Origin of the sequence: Edaphobacter sp. 4G125 (genome assembly GCF_014274685.1) — a bacterium.
Lineage (GTDB): Bacteria > Acidobacteriota > Terriglobia > Terriglobales > Acidobacteriaceae > Edaphobacter.
In genome coordinates, this window is the sequence record NZ_CP060393.1 from 1,091,690 (window position 1) to 1,106,018 (window position 14,329).

10 protein-coding genes are annotated in these 14,329 nt (G+C 56.0%); 4 read left to right on the plus strand and 6 right to left on the minus strand.

What is annotated here, in order from left to right:
• Positions 1–29: 29 nt before the first annotated feature.
• The 3 genes from H7846_RS04575 to H7846_RS04585 are packed head-to-tail and all read right to left on the minus strand — an operon-like array spanning position 30 to position 1,961.
• Positions 30–827, minus strand: a complete 798-nt coding sequence (locus H7846_RS04575) for a Spy/CpxP family protein refolding chaperone (protein ID WP_186695340.1) — start codon at positions 825–827, stop codon at positions 30–32.
• Position 828: 1 nt separating this feature from the next.
• Complete coding sequence (locus tag H7846_RS04580; protein ID WP_186695341.1) at positions 829–1,359, minus strand: hypothetical protein; 531 nt, start codon at positions 1,357–1,359, stop codon at positions 829–831.
• Positions 1,356–1,961, minus strand: coding sequence for an RNA polymerase sigma factor (locus H7846_RS04585; protein ID WP_186695342.1), 606 nt, complete (start codon positions 1,959–1,961; stop codon positions 1,356–1,358). The genes H7846_RS04580 and H7846_RS04585 overlap by 4 nt, the downstream gene beginning before the upstream one ends.
• Before the next feature lie 117 nt (positions 1,962–2,078).
• Here H7846_RS04585 and coaD point away from each other — a divergent pair, with 117 nt between their 5' ends.
• A complete protein-coding gene (gene coaD, locus H7846_RS04590; RefSeq protein WP_186695343.1) occupies positions 2,079–2,570 on the plus strand; it encodes a pantetheine-phosphate adenylyltransferase in 492 nt (163 codons plus the stop codon).
• 62 nt (positions 2,571–2,632) lie between these two features.
• On the opposite strand, the gene H7846_RS04595 is transcribed toward coaD, so the two are convergent.
• On the minus strand, positions 2,633–4,759 hold the full coding sequence (locus H7846_RS04595) for an outer membrane protein assembly factor BamB family protein (protein ID WP_255460840.1): 2,127 nt from the start codon (positions 4,757–4,759) through the stop codon (positions 2,633–2,635).
• A gap of 23 nt (positions 4,760–4,782) precedes the next feature.
• Complete coding sequence (locus tag H7846_RS04600) at positions 4,783–6,045, minus strand: DUF2264 domain-containing protein (protein WP_186695344.1); 1,263 nt, start codon at positions 6,043–6,045, stop codon at positions 4,783–4,785.
• A 359-nt stretch (positions 6,046–6,404) separates the two neighbouring features.
• On the opposite strand from H7846_RS04600, the gene H7846_RS04605 reads away from it, so the two are divergent.
• On the plus strand, positions 6,405–9,782 hold the full coding sequence (locus tag H7846_RS04605; RefSeq protein WP_255460841.1) for a TonB-dependent receptor: 3,378 nt from the start codon (positions 6,405–6,407) through the stop codon (positions 9,780–9,782).
• Between the two features lie 69 nt (positions 9,783–9,851).
• Here H7846_RS04605 and H7846_RS04610 read toward each other — a convergent pair whose 3' ends face one another.
• Positions 9,852–11,723, minus strand: a complete 1,872-nt coding sequence (locus tag H7846_RS04610) for a glycoside hydrolase family 2 protein (RefSeq protein ID WP_186695345.1) — start codon at positions 11,721–11,723, stop codon at positions 9,852–9,854.
• Between the two features lie 178 nt (positions 11,724–11,901).
• Here H7846_RS04610 and H7846_RS04615 point away from each other — a divergent pair, with 178 nt between their 5' ends.
• The gene (locus tag H7846_RS04615; RefSeq protein ID WP_186695346.1) at positions 11,902–13,098 is read left to right on the plus strand and encodes a pyridoxal phosphate-dependent aminotransferase; all 1,197 of its coding nucleotides are present in this window, start codon (positions 11,902–11,904) and stop codon (positions 13,096–13,098) included.
• Between the two features lie 97 nt (positions 13,099–13,195).
• The gene (locus H7846_RS04620; protein ID WP_370561351.1) at positions 13,196–14,323 is read left to right on the plus strand and encodes a mannose-1-phosphate guanylyltransferase; all 1,128 of its coding nucleotides are present in this window, start codon (positions 13,196–13,198) and stop codon (positions 14,321–14,323) included.
• Positions 14,324–14,329 lie beyond the last annotated feature (6 nt).

Consider the following 14,329-nt stretch of genomic DNA (forward strand, 5'->3'; position numbering starts at 1 on the left):
AATCCTCTTTTCATGTCCTCTTTGCAGAATTAGAAATCGATATCGTCAGGGGATCCGATCTGAATATCGAGGTCTGGGCCATCGGGGGAGAGGCCGCCAATAATGGAGCCGAACTCAGGGCCAGAGCCCGGTAGAGGAGGAAGCGTAAGGAGGCTGAGCGGGCCACCGGGGGCGAATCTGAAGTTGGTCTTGGGGCCGGGACCTTTGGGGCTCGGGCCGGAGTCAAAATCATGTCCCTCGAAACGGCCGGGGCCGTTGGGGCCTCGGAAGATCATGAAGCGTTGGTTGGCGCGCTGCTCGGCCTGGAGCTTCGTCCATTGGTCGGCGGAGAGGACGCCACGGATGCCGAGGAGCATTTTGGCATTGGCTTTCTCCAACTCAGCGCGGGCGCTGGCGACCTTATCGATCTGACCCAGGACTTTGTTGGTGTCTGGAGGATTGGCAGAGAGCATAGGTTCGAGCATTACCTCCTGCTTTTCGACATTGGCCTTGAGGTCGATGAGCTGGAGGCGGCTTTGCTGAAAGATGTCGTCCATGCGCTTCTGCTGATCCTGCGAGAGGGTGATCTTCTGGACGATGTCCGGATTCTTCCACCACATGCCGGGAGGCGCGATGCGCAGGTCAGGATGCATCCCAGGACCGCGGTCGGTGGTGACACGATACTGGACGTTATGGGCATCGCGCGGGGAACGGGGACGAATGACCTTTGTACTGGCTGAAGGCGGAGTCGGCGCGGTGGAGGGAGGCGCAGGCGGCTCCTGGGCCAGGACCGTCGAGGCGCAGAGGAGAGTAACAGGGACAAGGGTGAAGAGTGGATTTCGGGTCATCTTAGTTCTTCCTTGGTGTGGAATCGATCTGGCTGGAGCGGCCGGCGGTAGGGTCGGCGAGCGGTTGCATGGGCGCAGGAATGGAGGAGGAGAGGGTCTGGTCGATCTCCTCTAAGAGCGCCTCGTCTGCGATACGGTTGGCGGCGCGAACCTGGGCGGGCGGATTGGAGTGCGATGTCGTGACCGGTTGCTGGCGGTGATGGAAAGCGAAAGGCACAGCGGACGCGATGAGAAGCATGGCGGCAGAGGCCCATAGGATGGGCTGAGCAAAGAGATGTTTCGGGACGCGGTTTCGCCGAGGGGTCGAGGCAGAAAGCAGATGAGTGGGCGAGGACGAGGCGCGATTGGCGGAGACATGGCCGGCCCAGGCGATGGTGGTCGAGCGGAAGAGCGAGATCGATTCCTTGAGAGAGTTGTACTCAGCAGAGCAACGGGAGCAGATGCGAAGGTGCTCAACCTGCTGTAGAGGTGGGGTAGCGTCCTCCAGCAAGAGGTCGCAGAGCTGTTCGTGTGTGAGATGGTGAAGGTTCATAGGGATGATTTCCTTGTGGTCTGGGCAAAGCGTGTCCGGATATGAGCCAGGGCGCGGTAGAGGTGGCTCTTGACGGTGCTGAGAGGAATTCCGGTGGCCGAGGCGATCTCCGTGAGATCCATTTCCTCAACGAAGCGCAAAAGGAAGATGGTGCGTTGCCGGTCCGAGAGAGTTTTTACGGCCTGCCAGAGCAGAGAGACCTGCTCGGAGGCGATGAGACGGGATTCGACTAGAGAGTCGGGATGGGGCAGAAAGGCTGCGATCTCGGTTGGGTCAACTGCCTGTGCGGAGGCACGGCGCCAGAAACGAAATCGCTGAGTCCGGGTGTGGTCGCGAACGAGATTCAGGGCGATGCGGGTGAGCCAGGTGGCTACGGAACAGTCGCCACGGAAGGAGGCGCGGGAGTTCCAAGCGCGAAGAAAGGTCTCCTGAGTGAGGGTTTCGGCGAGATCGGAGTCGTGAAGCGAGGCCAGGAGAAAACGGAAGATACGGGAACGGTGGGTTTCGATGACGGAAGCCAGGTCGTCAAAGGGAGTTGGGAGTGCGGCGACGGGATGCTCCGCATCGGCGAGAAGGTTCGTAGCCAGGGCTTCAGTCGACATACGTTTCATGGGGCGGGACGAATTAGCTTCCGCCGGATAACAGAACAGACGGGCTGGCGGCTGGGAAGACTACAGGAATACAGATATTTTTGTCGGGAAAGGATATGCTGCTGGGAAATGCATACGATAAAGGCAATTTATCCTGGCACGTTTGATCCGCTGACGAATGGTCATCTTGACCTGATCGCGAGGGGAGCCAAGATTGTGGACCACCTGGTGGTCGCGATTCTGCGTAATTCAGAGAAGGGAAGCCCGCTGTTTACGGTTCCGGAGCGGGTGGAGATGATCACGGAGACGACCCGGAGTCTGGGAAATGTTTCGGTGGCGACCTTTGATGGTCTATTAGTGGACTTTTGTCGTCAGCAGGGGGCCAAGGCGGTTTTGCGGGGTATTCGGGCGATCTCGGACTATGAATACGAGTTCCAGATGGCGATGATGAACCGCAAGCTGGATCCGGAGCTGGAGACGCTGTTCATGATGCCGGCAGAGAAGTACACCTATGTGAGCTCGCGGTTGATCAAGGGTGTATTTGAGCTGGGAGGGGATGTGTCGTCGCTGGTGCCTCCACTGGTGGTGGAGAGGCTAAAGGCGAAAGTGAGTGGGCGGTAGGGATTCGCGCAGCGCGCGCGGATGAACCACATCAAATCAGCTTTGCTGACACCCAAAAGGGTTTACTTTGGCAGAGCGAAGGCGACGTAGACTCCGCCTGTATCTCCGCGAGGGTTCAGGCCGGAGCCTCCGGCGGCAATGACGACGTATTGCCTGCCTTCTACTTCATAGGTCACTGGAGTGGCATTTCCGGCGAAGGGCAGTGTGGCTTCCCAGAGAAGTTTTCCGGTGGCCTTATCGAAGGCGCGAATCTTGTGATCGAAGTTGGTCGCGGCGATGAAGAGAAGGCCGCCTGCGGTGACGATCGGCCCGCCGTAGTTTTCGCTGCCGGTATCGGGCATGCCCTGCGCTACCAGTTCGGGATACTGGCCGAGCGGAATCTTCCATAGATATTTGCCGGTTTTGAGATCGAGGGCGTTGAGGGTTCCCCAGGGAGCAGCAGTGGCGGGGTAGCCGTCGGGGTCGAGAAAGCGGCGATAGCCAGTCATCGTGTATTGCGAGGAATGGCTGGGAGTAGATCGATCGGGAGATGTGTCAGGAGTGGCCTGTTCTTCTTTGGTTAGAACAGGTGAGTCGGAGGGAGTTTCGAGATAGGTGAGGAGATCGTTGAGAGACTTCCCTCGTATGGGGATGGCAGGCATACGTCCGCGGCCTGCGTGAAGAATGGACGTGATCTGATCGGCAGAGAGGCGCTGAGTGACTCCGAGGAGCGAGGGGAAGGCGGGAGGCGAGCCCTGGCGATGATCGCCATGACAGAGGCTGCACTGCGAGAGATAGGTGGCGCGGCCGGGGGATTCTCCGGTATGGACGGCGAGCGCCCCGAGCGAGGCATAGTTGTTGGCGTTGATGTAGAGGATGCTGGTCTGGGGATCGAATGCAGGCCCTCCCCATTCAGCGCCTCCTTCGAAGCTGGGAGTGATGAGAGTGTCTTTGTCTATGCTGAAGGGAACGTAGGGGCCTTCGTTGCGTATCTCACGAAGCCGCTGGACGGCCCAGGCGTGCGCCGCAGGGGTACGGTCTGTGAGAGTGTCCTCGGTGACTATTTGAGGAGCGAAGGGTTCAGGTTGCAGAGGATAAGGCTGTGTCTTCGAAGCCGTTTCGCCTGGAATGTTGCTGGCAGGATAAGAGCGTTCTTCAATAGGGAAAAGCGGTTTGCCTGAAGTGCGGTCGAAGACGAAGAGGATGCCCTGTTTGGTGGTCTGGACGATGGCGGGGATTGTCTTCCCGTCGCGTTTCATAGAAACGAGGATCGGGGCAGAGGGGAAGTCGCGGTCCCATATGTCATGGTGGACTCCCTGAAAATGCCAGATGCGTCTGCCGGTCGCAGCATCGAGAGCGAGCAGGGTGTTGGCGTAGAGATCGTCTCCTGTGCGCGAGGCACCGTAGAAGTCGGGCGCGGCAGAGCCTGTCGGAACAAAGATGATTCCTCGCTCGCGATCAAGGGCCATGCCTGCCCAGTTGTTGGCGGCCCCAGCTGTCTTCCAGGCATCGGATGGCCAGGTTTCGTAGCCGGGTTCTCCGGGATGAGGGATGGTGTGAAAGGACCAGCGCATCGCGCCTGTGCGGACGTCGTAAGCGCGAATGTCTCCAGGAGGGGCAGGGAGGGTTTCGGGTGTGCGGCCACCGACGATAAGTAAATCTTTGTAGATGACACCGGGAGTAGTGAGGGCTATGGACTGTTGCTCGGGAGCACGCCCGAGACCTTCGCGCAGATCGATTCTGCCGTAGTGGCCGAAGCCGGGGATGATCTTGCCTGTGGCGGGATCGAGAGCATATACAAAGTTTGCAATTCCAACAAAGAGGCGTTTGTCTTTTCCGTCGATCCAGTACGAAAGACCGCGACTAGGACCAGCAGACATTACGGTGGAATCGAACTTCCAAATTACTTTTCCTGTGGCGGCATTGAGGGCGAAGACCTTCTGGGTAGGAGTGAGTCCATAGAGGATTCCATCGATGACGAGCGGTGTGGTTTCGAGGCCTCCAGGTTCGCCAGTGTCGTAGGACCAGGCGACTTTGAGTTGCGCGACATTCGAACGGTTGATCTGGCGAAGCGCAGAGTAGTGAGAGTTGCCAGGTGTAGCCCCCATCCGGAGCCAGTTTGCCTGTGCGGCATCCTGCGCGAATGCGCAGGCTCCGAGGGGCAAGAGCGAGAGCAGCGAAGCAAGCTTGATTCCCTGTGTGAGAAGCACGGCGAAATCATACCGGATGAACGTTATGCCGAGGAGGCATGATCGGCGGGAGCATCCTGACCGTTCCAGATCTTTGCCTCAGTCCAGGGCTTGGCGGGACCGGACCAGAAGGAATCGTTGGCGGGGAGTCCGAGTGGCAGCCAGGCGACCGCGCAGAGATAGAGGCTTCCGGTGGAGATGTAAGGCTCGCCGAGACCAGGTTGATGTCCTGCAAAGCCGATGGTGAGCCAGCCTTTTGCGTCAAAGGTGCCGGGGCGTTCGATCATACGTCGCATGACGGCGGTGAGAGCGCAGCGGACTTGTTCCGGTGAGACAAGTTCTGGCAGTTGTCTGCGCAGAGCGATGTCAGCAAGAAGATGGAAGGCCCCGAAGCGATAGGTGATGGAACGGCCGATGACAGGGAAGGTAGCCTCGGGGCTGATGAGGCGCTCCTGAATTGCAGCATAGCGACGTGCGCGTTCGAGTGCGACAGGTTTGAGATCGCGCCACATGGCGGAGCGGGCGGGTAAGGTATCGAGCACCTGCAGGAGCATGGGCTGAATGACGAAACTGTTGTAGTAGTCCCAGTGGAAGTGGGCTCCGTCGCCGTAGGTTCCATCGCCGAGGAACCACTCTTTATGCATCTGGATGGCGTAGTCGACGCGGAGAGAGTCCCACTCCTCTCCCATGAAGCAAAGACCGGCTTCGACCATGGCGGAGAAGAGGAGCCAGTTGGACTGTCCGGGGAGAACCTGACGGGTGGCTTGCAGAGCTTTGACGAGGTTGGCGCGGGTGGTGCGGTCGAGAGGTTCCCAAAGCTGTTTGGGTGCGCGCAGGATGCCAAGGACGAGAAACGCTGTATCGACGACAGACTGTGAGGTCATGCCGAAGTTCATGTAATCCGGTGAGGAAGGATCGGTGCCATGGTGGATTCCTGCACGTGCCCACTCGCGGTATTGGGTCTGAAGCGCAGCTTCTTCCGGGCTGATGACGGTGGTTTCGAGCCAGGGCGCGATTCCGCTGAGGAGCCGGCCGAAGGCTTCGAGATGCGTTGACTTTCGTCGCTCCTCTTCGAGTCCTGGCTTGGCTTCGACAGGCATGATTGCGCGAAGCTGTGCTTTGCTGACAGCAGAGAGAACAGGGTGAGAGACACGGCGCACAATCTCGATCCAATAGGTACGGTCGGCGGTGGGAGAGGCAGAGGTCTGCGCTTCAGTGGTGTGAGATGGGAGAGTCGATGCGAGCCCAAGTGCAACGGTGCTCTGAAGGAATTCGCGACGGGAAGAGAGATTGTCTTGGTTGGACATAGATCTATGGGCGTTCTGACCCGTAGCCACCTTACTTCAGACCAGCAGGGATCACAAATGTATGAAGTATGAGCGAACGCTTGCAGCGAGAAAAGAACCAGGCCCGGAGAAGAGATGCCGTTTTCCGTAACCGCTTACGTAGCTAAAACGAAAAAGTAAAGGAGTTTTACACTTTGGGACTCACAATTGGTGCTTGACAAGCGTGCATTGCAGATTGGTTAATAGCTATCGCTTGAAAAAGCACTCTGCGAAAATAGCGAATTTGTTGTAAGCAAGAACATGATGTGCCTGAAGAGGCTGCAAACAAGAAAACAGCCCATTCGTTGTAGAAAATTTCGTTTGAGTCATTTGAGGAGGTAATGATGCGTAAACATTTGTTGAAGATTGCAAACGCCCTGTTTGTGATCGCACTCGTTTTCTCAGGTTACAGGGCAGATGCGCAAACAAGCTTTGGACAGATTTCAGGAATCGTTTTAGACCCGAGTGGTGCCGCTGTTCCTGATGCAGCAATCACGATCACGTCAACGAATACACAGGCGACTCGCACAGCCACATCAGATTCGAGCGGCAACTATATCGTGACGAACCTGCCGATTGGCATGTACTCGATCTCGGTCACGAAAACCGGATTCCAGACGGCAAAACAATCGGGTGTTTCGATCAGCGCGGACGCGAAGGTGACGTCGAACTTTACGCTCCCTGTAGGACAAACAAGCGAGACCGTTGAAGTGCAGGGCGGAGCGATCGAGTCGCTGAACACGACTTCGGGCGAGCTAGCGCGTGTGATTGACTCGACGCAGGTATCGAACCTGGCGTTGAACGGGCGCAATTATACGCAGTTGCTGACGCTGGTACCAGGCGCAGTTGTAACCAATCCAGACATTTTCTCGGTTACGACTTCGCTTGCATCGACGAATCAAACGATCAATGGCAATCGTAGCGATACGAATAACCTGACGGTGGACGGAGCCTATAACCAGGTTGCAGGTTCGAACGGCTCGCTGATGAACAATGTCGGTGCAGACTTCATCCAAGAGGTGAAGATCGATACCTCCAACGCGTCAGCCGAGTTTGGCCGTGCGTCAGGTCCGACGTTCAATATCGTGACCAAAAGCGGAACGAACTCTTTCCATGGAGGAGCGTTTGAGTTTCTTCGTAACAACTATCTGGATGCCACGAACTACATTGCGCGGCAGAAGACGCAGCTAATCTATAACGATTTCGGATTCTTTGTAGGCGGCCCCATCATCAAGGACAAGCTATTCTTCTTCGTTGGAGAAGAGTGGAAGCGTCTTCGCCAGCAGGCGACTGCCAGCACTTTTACGGTTCCCACCACTGCGATGCTGAATGGGGACTTTTCAGCGTTGCTTACCGGATCGAATCCGGTTCAACTCTACTACCCCGGTACTACGACTCCGATCCCAAACAATAACATCGCTTCGCTGATTACAACGGATGGTCGAGCAATCGCTAATGTGTATAAGACGATCAGTGCGGCTGGTTTGAGCTATCGCGATGGTGGTATTCCGAGCAATAACCTGACATTGGCACCTAGCAACCCACTGAACTTCCACCAGGATTTAGTGCGGTTCGATTATGTAATCAACCAGAAGCATTCGATTTATGGCCGCTGGATTCATGATCAAAATACTTTGACAGATCCGTTTGGCACTTTCTCAAATAGCGGAATTCTGAATACGACCCCAACGATTCGTAATCGTCCTGGACAGAGCTATCTGGTTGCTTATACCTGGGCAGTTCGTCCAAACCTGATCAACGTAGCGCAGGCGAATACAAGCTGGGCAGCGCAACGTATTCCTCCGGCAGGCAACAACTGGAAGCGCGAGACCTTTGGCTTCCAGTACCAGAAGATCTATCCGAATGCGGGTACCTATCCCAATGGAATTCCGCAGGTGAATATCACCAACTATGCTGGTATGCAGGGACCGAACTTTGCTCTGCTATCACCTTCGACCGATATCCAGTTGGCCGACACCCTTACCTGGATCAAAGGGAATCACACGGTCAAGACGGGTGTCGTTGTCATTCGTGATCGTGTCGACCAGAACGGTCGCGCAAACTACACCGGCACGGCAAACTTTCAGCCTGCTGCGTGCACGGGTGGGAAGCCTTCCAACGTCAATACGACCTGTTATTCCCTGGCGGATGCTTTCCTCGGCAATTTCAACAGTTACTCCGAGGCCAGTGCCGATCCAATGGGGCACTTCCGATTTACGCAGCCTGAAGCCTTCGTTCAGGATTCGTGGAAGGCAACCCGGAAGCTCAGTCTAGAGATTGGTCTGCGGTGGCAGGGGATCTTGCCCTGGTATACGCAGGGCAATAACATTTCGAGCTTCGATCCCTCCGTTTATGCCGCTTCTACTCCGGTTACACTTCTACCGAACGGCAGAATCGACACGACCAAGGGTGGCAATCCCTATGCTGGACTTGTTCGCGCTGGCAGTGGGGTTCCAGCAGATCAGCAGATTCGAGTGCCGAATGTAAATACGGCGTTGTTCCCGTTGATTCCTGCAGGCGCTCCGCGAGGTTTCTATAAGATGCATGGCGCGTTCGGACCTCGGTTCGGATTTGCCTATGCCGCGGATGACAAGACCGTTATTCGTGGCGGCTTCGGCCTGTTCTTCTATCGTGCGCAGGGTAACCTGATCTTCAGCCAGCTGAATATCGCTCCATTCCTTTCGAATACCAACCTTGATTTCGGTAACCTGGCGACGCTGTCCAGCGTTCCAACTGCAGCGACGACACAGGGTACGATCAGTGCGATCGATCCAACGGCGCATAATCCCTATACATACCAGTACAGCCTTGGCTTTCAGCACCAGGTAACTCGTACCGTGTTGTTTGAGGCCAACTATGTAGGCAGCGTTGCGCATCGCCAGCTTGCAACGCCGAACGTCAATTACCCGAACTTAGCGGTTGTTGCAGCGAATCGGGCCAATGGAATCACGAATACAAATTATTCGAATCCATATAAGGGCTTTACAACGATCAATATGAATCGGTTCGCTTCTAATTACAATTACAACTCTTTGCAGGTCTTCGCTTCGAAGAGAGCGGGACTTGTGACTACCACGCTGGCTTACACATGGTCTAAGGCGCTTGGAGATTCTAACGGCAACAATCAGACGCTCGAAAACTGGAGTAATCCGGGCTACAACTATGGTTATCTGGTCAATGATCGGCGGCACGCTTTTGTGGCGACCTTTGTTGTGCAGGGACCAGAGTTCCGCGGACATAACTTCGCGATTCGCGAGGCCATCGGAGGCTGGCAGTTGAGTGGTGTCGCTCGTCTTCAGAGCGGAGCTTACTTCAATGTTCAAGCGAACTCGGCACTCGGCGTTGGAAATGTGCGTCCGGACCTTAAGCCCGGCGCAAAGATCCTTGCCAACAACCATGCCGGTCTTAACGGTTATGTTTGTGGAGCCACAAAGTCTGGTTGTACAAACCCATTCGCTACCCCCACGGGAGCGAATTACGGTAATGCCCCGTATGGTGCAGTGCAGGGACCGGGGCTCGCTCAGACCGACGCAACGCTTTCGAAGTTCTTCCCGATTACAGAACGTGTTCGTGTCAAAGTGCAGGCAGATGCGTTCAACATTCTTAATCGCACGAACTTCAATGGTCTGAACCTGACGACAACAAACAGCAACTTCGGCTCAATCTCCTCTGCCTTCCCGCCGCGGCAGTTGCAGCTTGGAGCGAGGGTATTGTTCTAGACTGAAACGAAACGAAGACAAGAAGAGGAGCGGCTAAGTCGCTCCTCTTCTTCGTTTACCTCGAAGTTCCTATTCAGCTTTACCGACTGCGTGGTCTTTGTAGGTTTTCTGGAAAAGGAAGAAGGCCTGTTTGCGTTTGCCCTCCTCGGAGATGAGTCCTTTGCGGTTGAAGCCGTCCTGCAGTTTGGGGATGTTCCGGGTGGGTGAGCGGAAGTCCATCAGGACCCAAGGAATGAGTCCGCGTACCTGAGGGATCTTCTTGATCATGACGAATTGGTGCTCGTAGACATTCACCTGCTGCTCTTCAGCCCAACGTTGATCTTTACCACCATGGTTTCCCTGTTTCGCCTCAGCGCCGAACTCTGAGATAAGAACGGGCTTATTGGGAAGTGTCCAATGGACGTTGTCGGCATCTTCGGGGCGCATCTCATACCAGCCGATGTACTCATTCTGACCAACAACATCGAGGGCGTTGATCAGGGGATCATCCTGCACCATTTCCATGCCTTTGGGATGCGGTCCGATGAGCGCGGAGGTGATGGGACGAGTGGAGTCGAGGTGACGTGCCTCATTGGCGAGATCGGTAAGGAACTTAGTGCGTGTGGGATTATTGGGAGTCTCGTTGGAGACGGACCAGAGGATGACAGAAGCCTTGTTGCGGTCGCGGCGGATCATCTCGTTGAGCATGAAGCGGGCCTTGGCGTAGACCTCGGGCTTGTCGTAGGAGATGTGCTGCCAGATGGGGATCTCGGACCAGATCATGATGCCTTCGCGGTCAGCGGTGCGCTCCATGCGTTCATCGTGGGGATAGTGAGCGAGGCGAACGAAGTTGGCGTTGAGATCCTTGAGGAAGCTGAAGATGTTTTTAACGTCCTCATCGGTGCAGGCGCGTCCAGTGCGATAGGGAGCTTCGGCGTGCATATTTGCACCCTGAAGGAAGATGGCTTTGCCGTTGAGGAGGATACGGGTACCGTCGACGCGGATGTCGCGGAAACCGATATCGTCGGTGAGCTTGTCTTCACCGGACGATAGTTCTACCTTGTAGAGCTTTGGTTGCTCAGGTGACCAGAGAGCCAGGCTGAGTGCTCTGGCCTCAAAGGAGGCGCGGCCGTTTTCATCCGTTTTGATGGTGGTGTTGATGCCTGCTTCGGGGATGTGGAGTGTTACCGGGGTTCCAGCGGTGGCGCCTTCGACGTGCACGTAGCCGGTGAGGGTATTTGCATCTGAGGATGAGAAGGTAGCTCCGTGTTTCAAGTGGATATCGTAATCGTCGATGAATTTTGTGGGTACGGTTACGAGAGAGACATCACGGGTTAGTCCGCCATAGTTGAACCAGTCGATGCCAACGGAGGGGATGCCGTCGACATCGCGGGTGGAATCGACAGCGATGACGACGAAGTTGCTGCCGGGCTTGAGGGCCGAGGTGACTTCGCAGTCAAAGGGAGTGAAGCCACCTTCGTGATCGCAGATGCGCTTCTGGTTGACCCAGACGAAGGAACGATAATTTGCAGCGCCGATATGGAGGAAAGTTCGGGTGTTGGGGCGGGGCTGGAAGTCGAAGTCGCGCTGATACCAGACGACGCCCTCGTAACGAAAGAGCGTGGGTTCCTGGGTGTTCCAGTCGCCGGGGACCTTAAGAGTGGGAGCGGTGGCGAAGTCGTATTCGTCGTTGTGAGGACCGCTGTTGATATTGGGGTGCGTGTTGAGGGCGTAGCTGTTATCTCGCACTTTTCCCTGTGCGGTATAGAGGGCGCGGGCCGGAGGCTGATCGACGAGGTAGTGCCAGTCGCCGTCGAGCGAGGTGACGGTACGATGATCGACTCCGACGAGGAGGGTTTTGAGGGGCTGCTGCGCCTGTGTGAGCATTGCGCAGCAGGAGAACGAAGCAATGGCGCAAATGCGCGGGAAAAGATGTTTCAAGAAGACTGAATGACGAATCATACCCACCTAACTCTTTCTTTTGGAATGGAAATGGAGCGAAAAGGAAGCGAATGGAGCGATTGAGGTCTTTGCTCGGCTATGGCGGCCATATTAACAGAGTTGAGACAGAACGGGCTGTTCGTGCGGTGTTCATGCTCCCGCGCTTTATCTCGGTGGACAAATCTGACACACTAGAGGTATGAGCACAGCGACGGCTACCAAGATATTTGCGGACCGTATCGGCCGCATCGAAGTTTCTGCAACGATGGCTATCACCGCTGCGGCGCTGAAGCTGAAGTCCGAGGGCGTGAATCTGGCGGACTTTGGCGCGGGCGAGCCGCATTTTTCCACTCCGCGTCATATTAAGGACGCGGCGATTGATGCAATCGAGAAGAACTTTACGCGTTACACGAATGTCGCTGGTATTCCTGAGATTCGTAAGGCCATTGTGGATCGCCATGCGGCGGACTTCGGTTCGGCCTACACGCCAGAAGAGTGCGTCTTCACAACGGGCGGCAAGCTGGCCTTGTTCAATGCGATCCAAGTGCTGGTCGATCATGGCGATGAGGTGATCCTACCGGTCCCGTACTGGGTGTCGTTCAAGGACATCATTCAGTATGCTGGCGGTGTTCCGGTGTTTGTGGAGACGAACGAGGCCGAGAACTTCCGCGTAACGGCGAAGATGATTGAGGCGGCGATTACGCCGAAGACGAAGGCGATCATTCTGAATACGCCCTCGAATCCTTCGGGAGCGGTGGTTTCGCCGGAGGATCTGGAGGCGATCGTCAGGCTGGCGCACAAGCGCGATATCTTCGTACTGCTGGACGAGTGCTACGTCTACCTGAACTTTGCGGGGAATCTTGTCAGTGGCGGCAGCTTCAAGGACTGCAAGGAGCATGTGGTCGTTCTGGGATCGTTGTCAAAGACTTATGCAATGACGGGTTGGCGCGCGGGTTTTGCTCTGGGGCCGAAGCCGATTATCGCGGCGATGAGCAAGTTGCAGTCACAGTCGACCTCGAACACAGCGAGCATGGTGCAGCGTGCCTCGATTGCGGCAGTAAGTGGACCTCAGGAGTGCGTTGCCGAGATGCGCGCAGACTACATCAAGCTGCGAGACCGCGTGCTGGAGGGATTCAAGACAATTCCCGGTCTGACGTGCACTGTGCCCGAGGGTGCGTTCTATGTGTACCCGAACGTGAAGAACTTTATCGGCAAGGGCGGAATTACGTCGGCGACAGATCTCGCGGCCAAGTTGTTGAGCGAGGCCCATGTCGTGGTGGTTCCGGGCGAAGCGTTTGGTACGGCAGAGCACATCCGGCTGTCGTACGCAGTTTCGCATGATGTTGTTGATGAAGGCGTGAAGCGCATGCGGGAGTACTTTGCGTCGCTCGGATAGAGGATGATTTCAGGAGAAGGGCCGCATAGGGAGAATCCTGTGCGGTCCTTTCCATTGGGTAAAAGACATGGGCAATGCTGGAGATCAGGCCGGGGAAGTGAAGCTTCGTTTCGCTCCGGTGATTCTTGCGGGTGGTAGTGGGACGCGGTTCTGGCCCAGAAGCCGAAGATCGCGAGCCAAGCAGGTTTTAGCGCTGGACGGCGAACGGACGATGATTCAGCAGACGGTGGACCGGCTGGTTCCGGTTGCGGAGGCTGAGGACGTTTGGGTCGTCACGAACGATCTCTTGCGCGAAGAGATCGTGCATCAGCTTCCAGGAGTAAAGTCAGAACACATTATGAGCGAGCCGGCGGCGAGAAACACTGCTCCTGCGTGCGCATTAGCTGCCTTTCTGTTGGAGAAGACCGAACCTAATACAGTGATTGGTATCTTTCCTTCAGACCATGCAATCAAGAACGAAAAACGGTTTGCGGAGATTGTGAAAGCCGGCGTGAAACTGGCTGCCAGCGGCGAGAAGATCGTGGTGCTGGGAGTTCCTGCAATCAAAGCAGAGACGGGTTATGGCTATATCGAACAGGGCCAAACGGTAAAAACGGTTGATAGTATCGAGGTTCGAAGAGTCAAGCGGTTTACAGAGAAGCCGCACAAGGCTCTGGCCGAGGCATTTGTCGCTTCGGGAAATTATGCCTGGAATAGCGGAATGTTTTTGTGGAGCGTAAAGACGCTGACGGGAGCCGTTCGTGAGCATAGCCCTGGCATTGCCGTGTTGATGGAGAAGATTGCCGCAGCCTATGGCACGCCGAAATTTGGGCAAGTCTTTGCGGAGATCTATCCGCAGTGCGAGAACATCTCCATTGATTACGCGGTTCTTGAACCGAGATCGGCGAAGGGAGAGGAAGCCTCGGAGATCTATTGCCTGCCTGGCGATTTTTGCTGGAACGATCTGGGGTGTTGGTCGGCGTTGCATGAGCACGTCGCGGACTGTGGGCCGGAAGATCTGGCGAAGAAGAACGTCTTCGATAAGACGAATCAGCCCTGTGTGGATATCGATGCGCAGGGAAATTATGTGTATGCGCCAGGCAAGGCAGTCGCTCTCGTTGGTGTCAGTGACCTAGTCGTTGTTGAAACGGAAGACGCGCTGCTGATTACGACCCGGGAGCGGTCGCAGGATGTAGGCAAGGTGGTCGCAGAGCTGAAGCAGGCCGGAAGAGAAGACTTGGTGTAGTTGCAG